Raw genomic sequence first — 17,222 nt, forward strand, 5'->3', positions numbered from 1 at the left:
ATGGCGGTCGCAGCAGGCGGGTGAGGGTCCTCCCCCATGCAAAAGGCCCACGCGAGGTGGGCCTTTTGCAGGTTTGCGGCAGCCGCAGCCGCCGCAAGGGAAAGCCAAGAATTACTTCTTGCCCTTCTTGGCCGGAGCGGCCGGGGCTGCTGCGGGAGCTGCCGATGCATCAGGAGCCACTTCGGGCAGCTTGATGGAGATCAGGGCCGGGTTCTTGTTGGAGCCGCGCACCACAGCCTTCACACCGTTGGGCAGCTTGACGTTTTGCAGACCCAGGGTCGACTTGGAGGTCAGGCCGCTCAGGTCCACCGTGATGAACTCGGGCAGCTGGGCGGGCATGCACACCACGTCCAGTTCATGGACCAGGGGAGTGATCGTGCAGTTCTCGACCTTGACGGCCTGGGACTGTTCCATGCCTTCGAAGTGCAGCGGCACCTTCAGGTGAACCTTGGTCTTGTCGTCAACGCGCTGGAAGTCCACGTGCAGGATGAGCTGCTTGTAGGGGTGGAATTGCACGTCGCGCAGCACGACCTTGGAGGTCTGGCCGTTGACTTCCATGTCCAGGATGCTGGAGTGGAACACTTCCTTCTTCAGGGCGTGCCACAGGGCGTTGTGATCGATTTCGATCAGTTGGGCTTCGGCAGCACCGCCGTAGACGATGCCAGGGGCCTTGCCCGAATTGCGCAGACGGCGGCTCGCACCCGTACCTTGCTTGGCGCGCTCAAAAGCGACGAATTGCATAACTAACTCCTAGATGGATGGACCGCGACCAGCCTCATCCGTTGATAAAAGAACGCCTGTCCGATGCGGGCCAGGCTGCTCTTGCGGTGTCCCGGGATGGTCCTGAAACCACTCCGGAACGCGCAAACCTCCCGAAGGAGGTTTGCTGGGTTCCGACCACAGGGGCCGGTATTTTATTCAGAGAACAGGCTCAGCACCGAATCGCCGGTGGAAATCCGCTGGATCGTCTGGGCGATCAGGGGGGCCACGGACAGTTGGCGGATCTTCCCGCAGGCCTGTGCTTCGGCGCTCAGGGGGATGGTGTTGGTCACCACGACCTCGTCCAGGGCATTGCCGTTGCCGATGCGCTCGATGGCCGGACCCGAGAAGATCGGGTGCGTGCAGTAGGCATAGACACTCTTGGCACCGCGCTGCTTGAGCACCTCGGCCGCCTTCACCAGCGTGCCGGCGGTGTCGATCATGTCATCCATGATCACGCAGTTGCGGCCGTCGATGTCGCCGATGACATGCATGACTTCGGAGACATTCGCCTTGGGGCGGCGCTTGTCGATGATGGCCAGGTCGCAACCGAGCTGCTTGGCCAGCGCACGTGCGCGGACCACGCCGCCGACGTCAGGGGAGACGACGATCAGGTCTTCGTAGTTCTTCTGGCGCAGATCGCCCAGCAGCACCGGCGTGGCATAGATGTTGTCCACGGGGATGTCGAAGAAGCCCTGGATCTGGTCTGCGTGCAGGTCCATGGTCAGGACGCGCTCGACGCCCACGGCCTGCAGCATGTTGGCCACGACCTTGGCCGTGATCGGCACGCGGGTGGAGCGCGGGCGGCGGTCCTGGCGGGCGTAGCCGAAGTAGGGAATCACCGCGCAGATGCGCTCGGCCGATGCACGCTTGAGAGCGTCCACCATGACCAGCAGTTCCATCAGGTTGTCGTTGGTCGGTGCGCAGGTGGATTGCACGACGAAGACGTCGCGCGTACGCACGTTCTGCTTGATCTCGACGGCGACTTCCCCATCGGAGAAGCGACCCACGTCGGCTGCACCCAGCGTGGTGCCGAGGTGCTGAACGATTTCAGTGGCCATGCCAGGATTGGCATTGCCGGTGAAGACCATGATGTCAGGATGATGTGAATGCATTGAGCGCCCCAGTACGATGGGTTTGCCTTGACGCGAAAGACGTTTGGCAGGGGAGGAAGGACTCGAACCCTCGCATGCCGGAATCAAAATCCGGTGCCTTTACCAACTTGGCGACTCCCCTACACAGGCCTTCTGCCGCAGGCAGACAGCCTATAAACTTTCATCTTCCAGCCAATCCTTGAGAGGATGGGCCTGCAGATTGCCGCAAACTCTGACACTCCAGGCGCCAGGGGCATCCTTTAAGTCAATCGTTTGCGTCAGTGGTGCAAATACTGCACTTCCCGAGCCCGTTATTCTAGCATGCAGTTTGAATGAGTTGAGCCAATCAATGGCTTTTTTCACTTCAGGCTGCAGCCTTTCGGCGACAGGCTGCAAGTCGTTTTGGCCAAAGCCATAGTGATCTGCAGCAAAGTCTTCGATTGTAGCATGGGCATGATCGCGCTTGAGGGTTGCGTCGCGGAAGATGGACAGGGTCTCCAGCCCTGCCTCGGGCTTGACCACCACGAACCGCTGTGGCGGCAGGGCATGGTCCTGTTCCAGCGGCCTGATGTGCTCGCCTATGCCTTCCACCCAGGCGGAGCCGCCGCACAGAAAGAAGGGCACATCGGCGCCCAGGTCCAGTGCAATGCGCTGCAGCTCGCGCCGCGTCAGGTTCAACTGCCACAGGCGGTTCAGTGCGATGAGGGTCGATGCCGCGTCCGACGAGCCGCCGCCCATTCCGGCCTGCGCCGGCAGGCGCTTTTCCACGCCGATGTGCACGCCCGCGCTGCAGCCGGTGGCCTGCTGCAGGGCCCGTGCGGCCCGCACGATGAGATCGTCGGCAGGAAGGGCCATGCCCGACAGGTCCTCGCGGCTGATCCGGCCATCGCCGCGCCTGTCGAAGTGCAGCGTGTCATGCCAGTCCAGCAGCATGAAGACCGATTGCAGCAGGTGATAGCCATCGGCGCGGCGACCGGTGATGTGGAGGAACAGGTTGAGCTTGGCCGGAGCCGGCACGTCGTGGAGCGAGCGCATGGGCTGGAGAGGATGAGGAAAAAGAGGCAGGGGCGGCAGCTGGGGATGGAGCAGGCGCGCCAGGCGGAAATCAGGGCGTGTCGAGCACGATGCGCAGCGCAGCCGGCGGCTGCGGGTCATGGCGCCGGGCGGACAGGCGGCCCTGCTCCATGCGGGAGAGATCGACCTGCCAGCCTGCGGCTGCGGTGGCCCGGCCCTGCAGCCAGTCGAACAGGGCGGAAATGGGAAGATCGCTGCCCGTCAGCTCCTGCACCAGTGTCGGCAGCGAGTCCGATGTCTTGCGCTCCTCGCCTTGCTGCAGGCTTGCCTGTCCCGGCTCCCAAAGCAGACGCGCCAGTGTCGAGCCCAGGGGTGTGAACAGCAGCAGCTCGCCGCGCTGGGGCGTGCCCAGCAGCTCGAAGCCTGCGCTGAAGGATTGGTTTTGCGCATCTTCCACCTGCAGCGCCAGCCGGCCCGCCCAGTGGCCTGCAGCGGCGGGTGCGGTTGTGTCGGCCTGCAGCTGGCGGGGGGGCAGGGCACAGCCGGCCAGGGCCAGCAGTGCGGCGGCGGCCGCCGTGGTGCACAGTTGCCGGCGTGCAAAAGTGGGATGCGGCAGGCCGGGCACGGTGCGGTGGCTCAAAGCGAGACGCCCAGGCGGCGCAGGGTTTCGCGCAGGGTCGTGTTGTCGGGGCTGGTGGCCAGGCCCTGGCGCCAGATCTTCTGCGCGCGTTCACGATCGCCCTTGGCCCAGAGCACTTCGCCCAGGTGTGCGGCGATCTCCACGTCGGGGCGGGATGCGTAGGCGCCTTCGAGCAGCCTGAGGGCTTCGTCCAGATCACCCCGGCGGAATTTCACCCAGGCAAGGCTGTCGGTGATGAAGGGGTCGCCAGGCGACATTTCCAGCGCCTTGCCGACGAGCTTTTCGGCTTCGTCCAGGTGAATGCCGCGTTCGGCGAAGGAGTAGCCCAGCGCGTTGTAGGCGTGCTGGAAATCGGGCTGGCGCGCGATGATGCCACGCAGCAGCCGCTCCATTTCGTCATATTTGCCGATGCGCTCCGCGAGCAAGGCCGTGTCGTAGGCCAGCTCGGCGTCTTCGGGAGCCTGCTTTTGCAGCTCTGCCTGCAGCGCATAGGCCTGGGCATTCTGATTGGCATCGCGCAGCAACTGCACCTCGGCCAGGCGCTTGAGCCGCTGCTGGCTGGGGCCGCTGGCGGGCACGGCCTCGATGAGGGCGCGGGCTTCCTTGAGCTTGCCCTGGCGCGCGAGCAAGGCGGCGCGGCGCGCCTGCACGCTCAACAGGTTGGGGGCGTCGTCGATGCGGCGCAGCAGGGCGTCGGCCTCGGCGAACTTGCCCTGCTTTTCTGCAAGCTGGGACTGCAGCAGGTAGTACTGGGACTGGGCCGCACTGCGCGCCACACCGGCGGGAATCTGCGGCACGAGCTTGCCAAAGCGCTCGGTGGACGCCTGGGCTGCATCCACGTCGTTGGATTGCAGCTGCAGCGCGGCCAGCGTGGCCCAGGCTTCGGCGTATTCGGGGGAATCCACGGTGATGGAGACCAGCTGCTGGCGGGCCTCGTCCATGCGCTGCTGCCCCAGCAGCACGCGGGCATAGGCCATGCGCATCTGGGCCGAAGGGTTCTTGGCCAGGTAGCGTTTGACTATGGGCTCCGCCTCGGGCAAGCCGGCTTCCAGCAGCTCCATGGACAGCAGGGCCACGGGGCCGGTATCGGGCGTCAGCGCCTGTGCCTTTTGCACGGCCTGCATGGCGGCAGCCTTCTGCCCGGCGCCCAGGCGCATGTGGCCGATGGTGGCCCAGGCAAGGGGGCCGCTGGCGGGGTTGTCGGTCTCGCCAGCCATGGCCTGCTCGACCACATCGGCCGCCAGCGCCTTGTCGCTGGCGTTGTTGTAGAGTTGGGTGATGCCCAGGTAGGTTGCGGGCTTGGAGGGCGCAGGCGTGGCCTCGATCTCGCGCTTGAGATAGGTGCCGGTATCGGCGATGCGGTTCAGTGCCACCAGGATCTGGAGTACGAAGCGGTTGGCGTCGCGGGACTGTGGGAAGGCGTCGAGCCAGGCGCGGGCATTGGCCAGGGCGCGTTCACCGGAGCGCGACTGCAGTGCCAATTCGGTGCCGCGCCGGTACAACTGCTCGCTGCCACTGGTGCGTGCGGCCTCCATCATCATGGCCTGGGCGTCGCCCAGAGCGCCTTCGCTGGCGGCGATCTCGCCGACCAGGATCTCGTAGAACAACTCGGCATTGAGCGCGGCGCGATCGTCCTCTGCGGAGGCGGCGGCCGACGAGGGAGGTTCGGGGGATTCCGTCTCTATGGTGGCTGCGGTCTTGCCCGGGAGTGCCCAGGCAGTGGCGGAACCCATGGCCAGGGCTGCTGCCACGGCAAGTCCCTGAAGGCGAAGGCGATGATCCATCGAACCATAATAATCGAAGCCCAGACCACATTTCGCACAACTACAGCACAACCCGGATCGCATGCCTGAATTGCCAGAAGTAGAAGTCACGCGGCGCGCTTTTGCCGCGCAGATCGCCGGAGCGCGCATTGAATCCGTGGCCTTGGGCAAGCCCTTGCGCTGGCCGTTGGGCATTGCCACCGAACTGCTGGCCGGGCGCGATGTGCGCGGCGTGCGCCGGCGCGGCAAGTATCTGCTGATGGAGCTGAGCGAGGGCCTGCTGATGCTGCACCTGGGCATGTCGGGCAGCCTGCGTTTCGTGGCCCCCCATGAAGCACCGCTGGGGCCTGCAGGGACGCATGACCATTTCGACCTGCAGACCAGCAAGGGCCTGCTGCGGCTGCACGATCCGCGGCGCTTTGGTGCGGTGATGTATGTGGCGGCCGAGAGCGATCCCTGGGCGCGCAGGCTGCTGGACCATCTGGGGATGGAGCCACTGGATGACAGTTTCTCGTTCGAGACCTTCCGGGCCGGCCTGAAGGCCAGCCGCACGCCCATCAAGCAATTGCTGCTGAACGGCAGCGTGGTCGTGGGCGTGGGCAATATCTATGCGTCCGAGGTGCTGTTCATGGCACGCATCGCGCCCACGCAGCCGGCCTGCGAGGTCGGGCCGCGCAAGGTGCGCCGGTTGTTCGAGGAGATCCGCCGGGTGCTGGCCCTGGCGGTGGAGCAGGGCGGCACGACACTGCGCGATTTCTCTGCGCCCGACGGCATGGCCGGCCACTTCCAACTGCAGGCCAAGGTCTATGGCCGAGAAGGCCTGCCTTGCACGCATTGCGGCTCGCCTGTGCAAATGCTGCGCCAGGGGCAGCGCAGCACCTACTTCTGCGCGCGCTGCCAGAAGGCGGGATGATTGCTCCAAAAAACGGAGCGAACTCCAAACGTCTCGTAACGCCTGTTGCGGTTGCATTGCGGGAGGTCCCGCGAAGCATCTGCATAAAGCGCCTGTTTCTGCAAATTTCAGGCACCAATCTCGGTGGATTGATGGTGAAATATTGTTTCATTTGTAAATAAAAGATGTTTTGCCCTTAATCCCCCCGCTCCAGGAGCCGGCCTTGGGACGCCGCAGCAGGCAAACCGGGGCGACGGTGCTATATTTTGAATAGAACAGGCAGCACGCTTGCGGCGCAATGTCGAGGCGATCACTAGGCATCGGCAGCCATTGGCGATGCAATGGCGGGGGAAACACGTGGGACCATCATTCAACGAGCAGTTCGACCAGCACGGCGCATGGCGTCGCGGCTTCGCGCAGCAATTGCATGCGCTGCGGGAATGGCTGCAGTCCCAGGAGCTGCTGGATGTCGCGGTGCAGGAGCGGCTGCAGCGGCTGGAAGCCCAGGTGCGTGGCGACAAGGTCATGGTGGCCTTCGTGGCCGAGTTCTCGCGCGGCAAGTCCGAGCTGATCAATGCGGTCTTCTTCGCCCACTATGGTCGCCGCCTCATGCCGGCCAGCGCCGGGCGCACGACCATGTGCCCCGCCGAGCTGGGCTGGGAAGCCGAGCTGCAGCCCAGCCTGCGCCTGCTGCCCATCGATACGCGCGAATCGCTGGAAAGCCTGGGCCAGTGGCGCGCCCGTCCCGAGGCCTGGCTGCAGCTGCCGCTCGACGTGAACAATGCCCAGCAGATCGCCGACACGCTGGCCAAGGTGGCCGAGGTGCGCAAGGTTTCCGTGGAGCTGGCCCGGACCTGGGGCTTCTGGCATGACGAGGACCAGGGCGGCAATCCCTTCGTGGATGAGCAGGGCCTGGTCGAGGTGCCCATGTGGCGCCATGCGCTGATCAACATGCCCCATCCCCTGCTCAAGCAGGGGCTGGTGATTCTGGATACGCCCGGCCTGAATGCCGTGGGCGCCGAGCCCGAGCTGACCGTCAACCTGATCCCTCAGGCCCATGCCGTGGTCTTCGTGCTGGCGGCCGATACCGGCGTGACCAAGTCCGATCTGGCCATCTGGCGCGACCATGTGCTGCCGCCCGATGTGGCTTCCGGCCAGCATGCGCTGGCCGACTCCCGCCTCGTGGTGCTCAACAAGATAGACACGCTCTGGGACAGCCTGAGTTCCGCGTCGCAGGTGCAGGCCCAACTGCAGCGCCAGCGCCAGGAGTCGGCACAGATGCTGGGCCTGCCCATGGAGCGGGTGCTGCCCGTGTCGGCGCAAAAGGGCCTGGTGGCCAAGGTCTCCAGCAACGATGCGCTGCTGCAGGCCAGCGGACTGCCCGTTTTCGAGAACATGCTGGCCGAGGGCATCATGGGCCAGCGCCAGAAGGTGCTGCAGACGGCCGTCAGGGCCAATGTGCAGCAGTTGCAGGTCGAGGTGGAGCGCGTGCTCAACATCCGCCGCCGCGACCTGGACGACCAGATGGCCGAGCTGCGCAGCCTGCGCGGCAAGAATGCCAGCGTCATCGCCTCCATGCGCCACCGCATCGAGAGCGAGCAGCAGGATTTCGATGCCAGCGCTGCCAGGATCCAGGCCGTGCGGCTGGTGCACATGCGCATGCTGCGCGACATCTTCCGCCAGCTGGGCTCCAGCGCGCTCAAGCAGGAACTGGTCGATCTCAAGGATGCGCTGGAGCAGCGCGGCCTGAAGCTGGGCGCCCGCAAGGTCTATGCCGAAACCTTCGAGCGCCTGCGCACCGTGGCGACCCGGGCCCAGGCGCAGGCCGGAGAGATCCAGTCCATGCTGGGCGCAACCTTCAAGGAGCTCAATGCCGAGTTCGGCTTCTCGCTGCAGGCTCCGGCCCAGCTGGAACTGGCCGAGTTCGGCGGCGACCTGCAGCGCATCGAGGCCAGCTACACCCAGTACCTGGGCCTGGGTCATGCGCTCAGGCGCAGCAATCCTGCGTTTGCGCAGCGCCTGATCAAGGCGCTGGCGATGCGGTTGCGCACGGTGTTCGAGTCTGCGGCCAACGACGTGGACATGTGGAGCAAATCCGCCACGGCCCAGCTGGATGCCCAATTGAAGGAGCGCAAGCGCAGCTTTGCCCGCCGCATCGAAGCGGTGGACCGCATCCAGAATGCGGCCTCGGGCTTGGTGGAACGCATTGCCGAGATCGAGACCGCCGACGAACAGCTCACGGCCTTGCAGCTGCAGCTGGGGCAGGCCACCATGGAACTGCTGCAACCCCTGTCGCCCACGCCCGCCTTTCCCGGCCTGGCAAAGGCTGCACAGGAAACTTCACTGACTGCTTGATATCTTGACCTTTCCCTCGATTGCCACGCCCGTCGTGCAGTGGCAGGCGTCGCATGGACGCAATCACCTGCCCTGGCAGCAGACGCGCGATCCCTACCGCGTCTGGCTCTCCGAAATCATGCTGCAGCAGACCCAGGTGAGTACCGTGCTGGGCTACTACCAGCGCTTTCTCGATGCCTTCCCCGATGTCGCCAGCCTGGCGGCCGCACCGCAGGACGCGGTGCTGGCGCTGTGGAGCGGTCTGGGCTACTACAGCCGCGCGCGCAACCTGCACCGCTGTGCCCAGGCCGTGGTCGAGGACTGGGGTGGTGCCTTTCCCGGCAGGGCCGAGGATCTGGCCACGCTGCCCGGCATAGGCCGGTCCACGGCCGGCGCCATCGCCTCCTTTTGCTTTTCCGAGCGTGTGCCCATCCTTGACGCCAACGTGCGGCGCGTGCTCACGCGCGTGCTGGCCTTCGATGCCGATCTGGCGGTCGCCAGGAATGAGCGCGAACTGTGGGACCTGGCCCAGCAGCTGTGCCCCACCGAGGACCTGCAGCAGGCCATGCCGCGCTACACCCAGGGCCTGATGGACCTGGGCGCCACCATCTGCACGCCGCGCAAGCCCAGCTGCCTGGTCTGCCCGCTGCAGCCGCAGTGCCGCGCGGCGCGCTTTGGCAATCCCGAAAACTATCCCGTGCGAACGCGCAAGCTCAAGCGCAGTTCCGAGGCCTGGTGGCTGCTGATCGCCGTGGACGGGCAAGGCCGCGTCTGGCTGGAGCGCCGTCCTCAGCAGGGCATATGGGCGGGGCTTTATGCGCCGCCCGTGTTCAACGGGCGCGAGGCGCTGGAGCAGGCGGCGGCACAGCATTGGCCGGGAACGGAGCCCCTGGACTGGACCGATCTGCCCGCCTTCCTGCATGTGCTCACCCACCGCGATCTGCACCTGCATCCGGTGCGCGTTCGCGTGCAGAGCGGCGGCATCGATGCCGCCACGCCGGACGGCCAGGGCTGCTGGGCCGATGCCGGGGCCTGGGCCGACATGGGCCTGCCAGCCCCGGTACGCAAGCTGCTGGATGCGCAATTCGCGGGCTGAGGCCACGGCCGGACCGGCTGGCTAGAACCTGCGGCGCGGCAGCAGCAGGGCGCATCGCAGCAGCATCCAGGCCAGCCATTGCTCCCGCGCGCCGGGCGTGCGCCTGGCGCGTGCGGTGGCGTCGGCAATGTGCAGGCGCAGGGAGCCAAGGGCATGGCGGTCCCCGCTTTGCACGGCCTGTTGCCAGGCCTGCTCGCAGCGCTGGCGCTCCAGCGCCTGATTGTCCGGGCTGCGAATATCGCTGATGGCGGTGATGGTGCTCATGGCTGCAGCGCTCCCACGGTGGGTGGGGTGCCCGCGTCTTCACCGCCGCGGTCGCCATCCTGCCGGCCGAAGGCATACCAGTCCACATGCCGCGTGCAGACCATGATCAGGGCCAGCACCGCGAACAGCGCGATCGATCCCACGATGAGCGCGCTTTGCTCCAGTTGCAGCAGCACGTACAGCAGGCCGTAGAGTGCGGCGATGCCCGCCGCAAACGGCAGGCCGCGGCGCAGGCTGCCCAGGATGTGGCTGGCGTAGTAGGCCAGCAGCAGCACGCAGGCCGAGGCGGCAATGCCGTAGGCGCTGGCAAATCCCATGTGCTCCGACAGGCTGATCAGCAGCAGGAAGAAGCTGCACAGCGCCGATCCCACCAGCAGGTACTGGATGGGATGCACGCGCAGCTGCTTGAGTACCTCGAACAGGCCGACGGCCACGAAGGTCAGCACCACGAAGAGCAGGCCGTACTTGGTGGCGCGGTCGCTCAACGAGTAGGCGTTGATGGGGTCCACGAAGTCGGTGTCCAGCGATTCCAGGCAAGGGCCGCTGTTGGGGGCATGGGCGGTGGCCGCGTATTCCTCCATGTCGCGGCGGCCGGGCTGGCACAGCGGCTGCTGGTCGGTGAAGGCCTGGCGTGCGGACGAGGCCAGGGCCGAGAGGTTCCAGCTGGCTTCGAAGCCCTTGTCGCTGATCTCCCGCCGGTTGGGCAGAAAGCTGCCACCGAACGAGGGATGGGGCCAGTCGGCCGACAACTGGACCTTGCTGTGGCTGCCCAGCGGCACGAAGGCCAGCTTTTCGGTGCCCACCAGTTCCAGGGCGATCTTCAGTTCAAGGGGCCCGTCCTTCTTGAGCAGGGCCGGCGCCAGTTCCGCCTGCAGGCCCTGCGAGTAGCGCTCCAGTGATGTGCCGGGGCCCACGTCCAGGCTCTTGCCATCGGCTTCGATGGTGGCCGAGCGTATGCCGCGCGGATCGGTGAGCGACAGCGCCACCCGCAGTGCGCCGCAGCGCACGGTCTGGTTGGCAGCCGTTTCGATGGAGGGCTTTTCCAGATACTGGGCGGCGTTCGTGAAGCTGGCGCTGATGCTGTCCTGCATGGCATAGGTGCTGACCTGGTGCAGGCCGCGCGAGCGCTCCTCCATGCGCGCCGTGGCCTGGTGGCGCAGTTGGTCGGGCAGCAGCATGCGCTGGAACTGGCGCGTGGTCCATTCGGTCTTGCTGCCTTTTTCCAAGCCAGTGGTCTCGGTGCAGTTTTGCACCAGCACCGGGCCCATCAGCGTCTGGCGGCCAGCCAGGCTGGCGACCACGCCCTGCACGGCGTTGTCGCGGTTGCGTATGCGGTCCCGCACCACGTCGTGTATCAGGCCCAGGCCCAGCATCAAAAGGCCCAGCATGACCAGCAGGGCCACGCCTTTGGCAAGCAGTCGGTTCTTCATTCCACATCCCGTTCGTTGATCGTGGACGCAGTCTGGGCGGGGGCTGTGTGGCCGGAATGAAGTGTGTGAAGCGGGTGTGAAGTCGGATTCGCAGGGCCGATAGGGGGTGGGCGTCAGTGTGCCCGCAGTGGCCAGTTCAGCGTGACACGCAGCCCGGGCTGGGCGTTGGCGGCCTGCATGCTGCCGCCGTGCAGCAGCATGATGCGCAGCACGATGGACAGGCCCAGTCCCGTGCCGCTGCGTTCTCCGTTGGGGCGGGGGGTGGTGAAAAAGCGCTCGCCCAGCCGGCCGAGTAGCGCCTCGGGCACGCCGGGGCCGTGGTCACGCACGCTGACGCGGCCGGGCTCCAGGTCCACGTGGATGCTGCTGCCCTCTGGGGCGAAGTCGATGGCGTTGCTGAGCAGGTTGCTCAGGGCCAGCACCACCAGGTCCTGCTCCCAGGGGCCGCTGCTGTCCTGGCCTTGCAGCACCAGCTGGATGCGGCGCTGGTGCGCTGCGCTGTGGACTTGCGCCACGGCCTGTTCGGCACAGGCCTGCAGGCTGCAGGCCGTGTGCGGGTGCAGGGCGCGGCGCTGCTCCAGTTGGCTCAGGCGCAGCAACTGGTCCACGAGGTTTTGCAGGCGCTGGCACTGGTCCACCACCTGGCGCGCGAACAGTTCGCGGTCGGCCGATGGCAGGTCTTCCTGCAGCAGCTCGCCTGCGCCACGGATGGCAGCCACGGGGCTCTTGAGCTCGTGCGTGAGGGCGCGCACATAGCCTTCGATGTAGTCGCGCCCTTCCAGGCGGCTGCGCATGTTCTCCATGGCGCGGGCCAGCTCGCCCAGCTCGCCGGGCATGCGCGGGGCCTCGGGCATGGGGGGCGCCGTGGTGGGCGAGGCGGCCTCGTTGAGCGTGGGCGCCTGTACCTGCTGGGCATAGCTGCGCAGGCGCCGCACATGGATGACCAGCCACCAGGTGACGGCAAAGCCCACGCCGGCCGACAGCAGCAGGAACAGCAGGCCGCCGCGCAGCATCTTGCTTTCCGCGCTGTCCACGATCTTCTGCACCGAGTGGGCGGGCTTGGAGGCGGTGAGCACGCCCGCCACGCGGCCATCGACCATGATGGGTGCCGAGACATACATGACGCTGCTGGCCTCGTCGTTCTGCACCTCGCGCGTGGTGCGTGCGCCGTATTCGCCGCGCAGCGTGCGGTACACGTCGCGCCAGCGCGAGTAGTCGGCGCCCTGGTCCAGGCCGGCCGAGTCGAACAGCACCAGGCCCTTCTGGTCCGTGACGGTGACGCGCATGTCCAGGCTGGTCTTGCGCGTGTCCCAGATCCAGACCTTGACGGTCTGGTTGGCATAGGCCTGCATGTGGTACGCGAAGCGGCTGTCGGCGGGCCTTTGCTGCAGCACGCCGCTGGCCATGTCGTCGCTGGCCAGCGCGGCCAGGGCGTAGGCGGTCTCGACCAGCGTGTCCTCGGTCACCTTGCGCACGCTGGGCTTGACCTCGACCATGAAGACGCGCAGCACGAAGAATGCGGCCAGGCCGTTGATGACGAAAAAGGCAAAGAACAGCCGCAGTCCGAGGCGCATGGCGTGCTGCGGTGGCTCAGCCCGGCAGCGTCAGGCTGTAGCCCATGCCGCGGTGGGTGGTGATGAAGTCCTGCTGCGGCGCCTGGGCGCGCAGCTTGGCGCGCAGGGTCTTGACGTGCGTATCCACGGTGCGGTCCGTGCTGTCGCTGTCCTGGCCCCAGATGCTGTCGAGCAGGAACTCGCGGCTGAGGATGCGCCCGGGGCGCTCCAGCAGGCAGCGCAGCAGCTGGTACTCGCGCCGCGTGAGATCCAGCGCCACACCCTGCATGCGTACGCGCTGGCCCTGCTGGTCGATGCTGAACAGGGTGCCGGCGGGCGTCGGGCTGGTCGCTGCAGCGGGTTGCAGGCGCTGTGCGCGCCGCAGCAGGGCGCGGGTGCGGGCCACCAGCTCGCGCGGGCTGAAGGGCTTGGTCAGGTAGTCATCGGCGCCCAGCTCCAGGCCCAGTACGCGGTCCATTTCCTCGCCGCGTGCGCTGAGCACCAGCAGGGGCACGACGGCGCCGGCCTGGCGCAGCTCGCGGCACCAGTCCAGGCCGTTGCCATCGGGCAGGCCCACGTCCAGCAGCAGGGCATCGGGCGGCTGCGCCTGCCATTGCGCGCGTGCATCGGCCAGCTGCAGGCAGTGGCGCACGGCAATGCCGTCACGCTCCAGCGCATAGCAGACGGTGCGCGCGATGGCGGGGTCGTCCTCCACAAGCAGCACACGGGGGGCATTCGTCAACGGCGTGCCTTGCATCGCAGTGTTCCGGAGGCGGGGCCTGGCGCTCAGATGTCGTGCGCAAGCAAGTCGGCAGGCTTGAGCGTGGGCCGGCTGTCCAGCGATCGGTGCCGGCACAGCGTGGGCCAGCGCGGGGCGAAGTGCCGTGCCAGCTCCTCGACCAGGAAGACCGAGCGGTGCTGTCCCCCGGTGCAGCCTATGGCCACGGTGACATAGCTGCGGTGGTTGCTGGCCATCATGTCCAGCCAGGACTCCAGGAACTGCTGGATGTCGCGCCGCATCTGGTCCACGCCGGGCTGCTGGCGCAGGAACTCGGCCACGGGTGCATCCATGCCGGTCAGCGGGCGCAGCTGGGGTTCGTAGTGCGGGTTGGGCAGCATGCGCACATCGAACACATAGTCGGAATCCGAGGGCAGGCCGTGCTTGAAGCCGAAGGACTGGAAGACCAGGGTCATCTGGCCCACCGGGGCCGCAATCAGCTCCTTGATATAGCTTTGCAGCTGGGACGAGCGCAGGTGGCTGGTGTCGATGACATGCGACTTCTCGCGCAGGTCGCCCAGCAGCTCGCGCTCGTTTTCTATGTCCTGCACCAGGGCGCGGCGGCCTTCGGCGACCGGCCCCTGGGACAGCGGGTGGCGGCGCCGGGTTTCGGAGAAGCGCCGCACCAGGGTGCCCGTGGTGGCGTCCAGAAAGACCAGGTGGGGCACGACGCCCTGGCGCTGCAGCCGTTCCAGCTGACCGGGCAGGTGGGGCAGTCCGCCGGCGCTGCGCGCATCCATGGCGATGGCCACCTTGTTGCTGTGGCGGCCATGCTCCAGTTCGACGAAGGCGGACAGCAGCTCGGGGGGCAGGTTGTCCACGCAGTAGTAGCCGGCATCCTCCAGCGCATGCAGGGCGACGGATTTGCCCGATCCGGACATCCCGGTGATCAGCACGATCTCAAGCGACATGGCATCAGCCTCCATTGGTGTTGCGCGCGCCGTTGGCCGCACGTCCCGGCTTGGATCGTGCGCGTTCGGCATCGGCCGGTGGCCGCTGCCGGCCGGCCCGTCGCGGGGGCGGGCGGGGCGCGGGTGCCTGGCGCGCCATGGCCAGCATTTCGCGGGCATGGGCCATCGTGGTTTCGGACTGGCGCTCGCCACCCAGCATGCGCGCCAGCTCGGCCTCGCGTGCGGCGCTGTCCAGCGGCTGCACGGTGCTGAGCGTGCCTTGCCTTGCGCGCTGCTTGGCCACCAGGTAGTGCTGGTCGGCGCAGGCGGCAACCTGCGGCAGATGGGTGACGGACAGCACCTGGCGCGATCGGCCCAGTGCGTGCATGAGGCGGCCCACGGTCTCGGCGACGGCGCCGCCCACGCCCGAGTCCACCTCGTCGAAGATCAGCGTGCCGGCCTCGCCCAGTTCGCTGGTGGTCACGGCAATCGCCAGCGAAATGCGCGACAACTCGCCGCCCGAGGCCACCTTGGCAATCGGCTTGGGACTGGCGCCCGGGTGGCCGGCGACCAGAAAGGCCACGCTGTCCACGCCAAAGGCACCGGGGGAGTCGGCCGTGGACAGGGCGGCCTCGAACAGGCCTCCTTCCATGCCCAGTCCCTGCATGGCCTGGGTGATGGCGCGCGACAGGCGCGGCGCGGCCAGGGCGCGTTGCTGCGACAGCACCCGGGCGCTGGCCTGGTAGTGCTGCTGCGCCGATTGCTCGGCGGCATGCAGGGCCTCGATGTCCACGGCGGCGTCCAGCTGCTGCAGTTCCTGGCGCCATCCGGCCAGCAGCGCGGGCAATTCATCGGGCGTGCGGCGGTAGCGGCGCGCCAGTTGCATCCACAGCGACAGGCGCTCATCGAGCTCGGCCAGGCGCTCGGGGTCCAGGTCGGCGCGGCGCAGATAGCTTTGCAGCGAATGGCGCGCATCCTGCGCCTGGGCCATGCATGAGGCCAGCACGTCTGCAATGTTCTGGAAGTCCGGCTCCAGGTGCTCCTGGTTCTGGATCAGATGGCTGGCGCGGCCCAGCGGGCTGATCACGCCGGCCTCGTCGTCTTCCAGCATCTGCAGCGTGGTCTGTGCCGCATCGATCAACGTCTGGGCATGGGACAGGCGCGTATGCTGGGCGTTGAGGTCGTCCCACTCGTCGGCCTGCGGGGCCAGCTTGTCGAGTTCGGTGATCTGCCACTGCAGCCGCTCGCGCTCGCGCTGCAGGCTGTCCTGGGCGGATTGCGCATGCTGCAGCGCCTGCCGGGCCTGGGACCAACGGCTCCAGCAGCCCTGGACCTCGCGGCTGTCGATGCCGGCATAGGCGTCCAGCAGGGCGCGCGCCGCATCGGGCCGCGTGAGGCTTTGCCAGGCATGCTGGCCGTGGATGTCGATGAGCTGCTCGCCCAGGGCGCGCAGCTGCGTGGCCGTGGCCGGCGTGCCGTTGATCCAGGCGCGGCTGCGGCCCTGGGCGTCCACCGTGCGCCGCAGCAGCAGGCCGCTGTCCTCGCAGGCCAGGCCTGCGGCCTCCAGCCAGGGGCGCAGCCGTGCGCAGCCGTCGAACTCCACGCAGATGTCGGCCTGGGTGCAGCCTTCGCGCACCACGTCGGCGTCGGCGCGGGCGCCCAGGGCCAGCTGCAAGGCGTCGATCAGGATGGATTTGCCGGCGCCGGTCTCCCCGGTCAGCACGGTGAAGCCCGCCTGCCAGTCCAGATCAAGGGCCTGCACGATCACGAAGTCGCGCAGAACGATGCGCTTGAGCGCCATGGTCAGGCGCCTCCCTCGTTCCAGCCCAGTTTCTTGCGCAGCGTGGCGAAGTAATTCCAGCCCTTGGGGTGCAGAAAGCGCACGCTGTGGTGGGCGCGGCTCACGAGGATGCGGTCGCCGTGCTGCAGCGAGGCCAGGGACTGCATGTCGAAATTGGCGCTGACATCGCGCCCGGCCACGACCTCGATCGTGACCTCGTTGGCATCGGACAGCACGATGGGGCGGTTGGACAGGTTGTGCGGCGCAATGGGTGCCATGACCCAGGCGGGGATGGACGGATGCATCATCGGCCCGCCCGCGGACAGCGCATAGGCCGTGGAGCCCGTGGGCGTGGCCACGATCAGGCCGTCGGCGCGCTGGTTGGAGACAAAGCGGCCGCCCACCTCGATGCGCAGCTCCACCATGCCCGAGGTGCCGCCGCGGTTGACCACCACGTCGTTCATGGCCAGGGCCTCGAACACACACTGGCCGTCGCGGATCACGCGGGCGCACATCAGGGGGCGCAGGTCCTCCTCGTATTCGCCCTGCAGCATGGGCGTGAGCGTGGCCTCGAAGTCCTCCAGCGCGATGTCGGTGACAAAGCCCAGGCGGCCCTGGTTCACCCCGATCAGGGGCGTTCCGTATTGCGCCAGGTGCCGGCTCACGCCGAGCATGGTGCCGTCGCCGCCGACGACCAGGCCCAGGTCGCAATGCCTGCCCAGGCCATCGACATCGAGGGTGGGGTAGTCTGTGAGCCCTGCGTGCAGGGCCGATTGGGTATCGAGCACGACTTCGCAGCCCTGGCGCCTGAGGAAGTCCGCAATGCGCTCAAGCGCGTTGCTGGCATTCTCGGACGGGGCGCTTGCGCTGGGAGCGTGGTACTTCCCGATCAAGGCAACGTGGCGAAACGTGGACGTCATTTCCGGCAAATTACA

Annotated in this window: 15 protein-coding genes and 1 tRNA gene; 3 read left to right on the forward strand and 13 right to left on the reverse strand. The window is 67.1% G+C overall.

Annotated elements, in window-relative coordinates:
• Positions 1-111: 111 nt before the first annotated feature.
• The 6 genes from ACFPFG_RS24820 to ACFPFG_RS24845 all read right to left on the reverse strand — a co-directional run bounded on the left by ACFPFG_RS24820 (position 112) and on the right by ACFPFG_RS24845 (position 5,291).
• Positions 112-741 carry a 50S ribosomal protein L25/general stress protein Ctc gene (locus tag ACFPFG_RS24820; RefSeq protein WP_183019997.1) on the reverse strand — a complete coding sequence of 210 codons (630 nt, stop codon included), beginning with the start codon at positions 739-741 and terminating at the stop codon, positions 112-114.
• 173 nt (positions 742-914) lie between these two features.
• Positions 915-1,874, reverse strand: coding sequence for a ribose-phosphate pyrophosphokinase (locus ACFPFG_RS24825; RefSeq protein WP_012207231.1), 960 nt, complete (start codon positions 1,872-1,874; stop codon positions 915-917).
• 44 nt (positions 1,875-1,918) lie between these two features.
• Positions 1,919-1,995, reverse strand: a tRNA-Gln gene (locus ACFPFG_RS24830).
• 29 nt (positions 1,996-2,024) lie between these two features.
• Positions 2,025-2,888 (reverse strand): 4-(cytidine 5'-diphospho)-2-C-methyl-D-erythritol kinase, encoded by an 864-nt coding sequence (gene ispE / locus ACFPFG_RS24835; protein ID WP_380108691.1) that lies wholly within the window; start codon positions 2,886-2,888, stop codon positions 2,025-2,027.
• 70 nt (positions 2,889-2,958) lie between these two features.
• The gene (locus ACFPFG_RS24840) at positions 2,959-3,492 is read right to left on the reverse strand and encodes an outer membrane lipoprotein LolB (RefSeq protein ID WP_183020048.1); all 534 of its coding nucleotides are present in this window, start codon (positions 3,490-3,492) and stop codon (positions 2,959-2,961) included.
• 11 nt (positions 3,493-3,503) lie between these two features.
• On the reverse strand, positions 3,504-5,291 hold the full coding sequence (locus tag ACFPFG_RS24845; protein WP_183019995.1) for a tetratricopeptide repeat protein: 1,788 nt from the start codon (positions 5,289-5,291) through the stop codon (positions 3,504-3,506).
• Between the two features lie 61 nt (positions 5,292-5,352).
• Here ACFPFG_RS24845 and mutM point away from each other — a divergent pair, with 61 nt between their 5' ends.
• From mutM to mutY, 3 genes are all read left to right on the forward strand, one after another.
• The gene (mutM, locus tag ACFPFG_RS24850; protein ID WP_380108693.1) at positions 5,353-6,183 is read left to right on the forward strand and encodes a bifunctional DNA-formamidopyrimidine glycosylase/DNA-(apurinic or apyrimidinic site) lyase; all 831 of its coding nucleotides are present in this window, start codon (positions 5,353-5,355) and stop codon (positions 6,181-6,183) included.
• 336 nt (positions 6,184-6,519) lie between these two features.
• On the forward strand, positions 6,520-8,517 hold the full coding sequence (locus ACFPFG_RS24855) for a dynamin family protein (protein WP_013800863.1): 1,998 nt from the start codon (positions 6,520-6,522) through the stop codon (positions 8,515-8,517).
• A 4-nt stretch (positions 8,518-8,521) separates the two neighbouring features.
• Positions 8,522-9,592: an A/G-specific adenine glycosylase gene (mutY, locus tag ACFPFG_RS24860; RefSeq protein ID WP_197955261.1), complete on the forward strand. Its 1,071-nt coding sequence runs from the start codon at positions 8,522-8,524 to the stop codon at positions 9,590-9,592.
• A 21-nt stretch (positions 9,593-9,613) separates the two neighbouring features.
• Here the strand turns inward: mutY and ACFPFG_RS24865 are convergent, their stop codons facing one another.
• The 7 genes from ACFPFG_RS24865 to ACFPFG_RS24895 all read right to left on the reverse strand — a co-directional run bounded on the left by ACFPFG_RS24865 (position 9,614) and on the right by ACFPFG_RS24895 (position 17,207).
• Positions 9,614-9,856 carry a hypothetical protein gene (locus tag ACFPFG_RS24865; protein ID WP_012207224.1) on the reverse strand — a complete coding sequence of 81 codons (243 nt, stop codon included), beginning with the start codon at positions 9,854-9,856 and terminating at the stop codon, positions 9,614-9,616.
• Entirely contained in the window at positions 9,853-11,286 is a 1,434-nt protein-coding gene (gene creD / locus ACFPFG_RS24870) for a cell envelope integrity protein CreD (RefSeq protein ID WP_380108696.1), read from the reverse strand. The genes ACFPFG_RS24865 and creD overlap by 4 nt, the downstream gene beginning before the upstream one ends.
• A gap of 113 nt (positions 11,287-11,399) precedes the next feature.
• The gene (gene creC, locus ACFPFG_RS24875; RefSeq protein ID WP_380108698.1) at positions 11,400-12,860 is read right to left on the reverse strand and encodes a two-component system sensor histidine kinase CreC; all 1,461 of its coding nucleotides are present in this window, start codon (positions 12,858-12,860) and stop codon (positions 11,400-11,402) included.
• 16 nt (positions 12,861-12,876) lie between these two features.
• Positions 12,877-13,596, reverse strand: coding sequence for a two-component system response regulator CreB (gene creB / locus ACFPFG_RS24880; RefSeq protein WP_183019989.1), 720 nt, complete (start codon positions 13,594-13,596; stop codon positions 12,877-12,879).
• 29 nt (positions 13,597-13,625) lie between these two features.
• On the reverse strand, positions 13,626-14,528 hold the full coding sequence (gene rapZ / locus ACFPFG_RS24885; RefSeq protein WP_183019988.1) for an RNase adapter RapZ: 903 nt from the start codon (positions 14,526-14,528) through the stop codon (positions 13,626-13,628).
• 4 nt (positions 14,529-14,532) lie between these two features.
• Entirely contained in the window at positions 14,533-16,308 is a 1,776-nt protein-coding gene (gene recN, locus ACFPFG_RS24890; protein WP_183019987.1) for a DNA repair protein RecN, read from the reverse strand.
• A 2-nt stretch (positions 16,309-16,310) separates the two neighbouring features.
• Positions 16,311-17,207, reverse strand: coding sequence for an NAD kinase (locus tag ACFPFG_RS24895; RefSeq protein WP_012207218.1), 897 nt, complete (start codon positions 17,205-17,207; stop codon positions 16,311-16,313).
• Between the last annotated feature and the right edge of the window lie 15 nt (positions 17,208-17,222).

The organism is Delftia deserti (genome assembly GCF_042653485.1).
Taxonomy (GTDB): domain Bacteria; phylum Pseudomonadota; class Gammaproteobacteria; order Burkholderiales; family Burkholderiaceae_C; genus Comamonas; species Comamonas acidovorans.

What these genes read in the sequence shown, in the direction of transcription:
- ACFPFG_RS24820 (WP_183019997.1), bottom strand. Translation starts at nt 741, where the DNA reads ATGCAATTCGTCGCTTTTGAGCGCGCCAAGCAAGGTACGGGTGCGAGC.
- ACFPFG_RS24825 (WP_012207231.1), bottom strand. Translation starts at nt 1,874, where the DNA reads ATGCATTCACATCATCCTGACATCATGGTCTTCACCGGCAATGCCAAT.
- ispE (WP_380108691.1), bottom strand. Translation starts at nt 2,888, where the DNA reads ATGCGCTCGCTCCACGACGTGCCGGCTCCGGCCAAGCTCAACCTGTTC.
- ACFPFG_RS24845 (WP_183019995.1), bottom strand. Translation starts at nt 5,291, where the DNA reads ATGGATCATCGCCTTCGCCTTCAGGGACTTGCCGTGGCAGCAGCCCTG.
- mutM (WP_380108693.1), top strand. Translation starts at nt 5,353, where the DNA reads ATGCCTGAATTGCCAGAAGTAGAAGTCACGCGGCGCGCTTTTGCCGCG.
- ACFPFG_RS24865 (WP_012207224.1), bottom strand. Translation starts at nt 9,856, where the DNA reads ATGAGCACCATCACCGCCATCAGCGATATTCGCAGCCCGGACAATCAG.
- creD (WP_380108696.1), bottom strand. Translation starts at nt 11,286, where the DNA reads ATGAAGAACCGACTGCTTGCCAAAGGCGTGGCCCTGCTGGTCATGCTG.
- creC (WP_380108698.1), bottom strand. Translation starts at nt 12,860, where the DNA reads ATGCGCCTCGGACTGCGGCTGTTCTTTGCCTTTTTCGTCATCAACGGC.
- creB (WP_183019989.1), bottom strand. Translation starts at nt 13,596, where the DNA reads ATGCAAGGCACGCCGTTGACGAATGCCCCCCGTGTGCTGCTTGTGGAG.
- rapZ (WP_183019988.1), bottom strand. Translation starts at nt 14,528, where the DNA reads ATGTCGCTTGAGATCGTGCTGATCACCGGGATGTCCGGATCGGGCAAA.
- recN (WP_183019987.1), bottom strand. Translation starts at nt 16,308, where the DNA reads ATGGCGCTCAAGCGCATCGTTCTGCGCGACTTCGTGATCGTGCAGGCC.
- ACFPFG_RS24895 (WP_012207218.1), bottom strand. Translation starts at nt 17,207, where the DNA reads ATGACGTCCACGTTTCGCCACGTTGCCTTGATCGGGAAGTACCACGCT.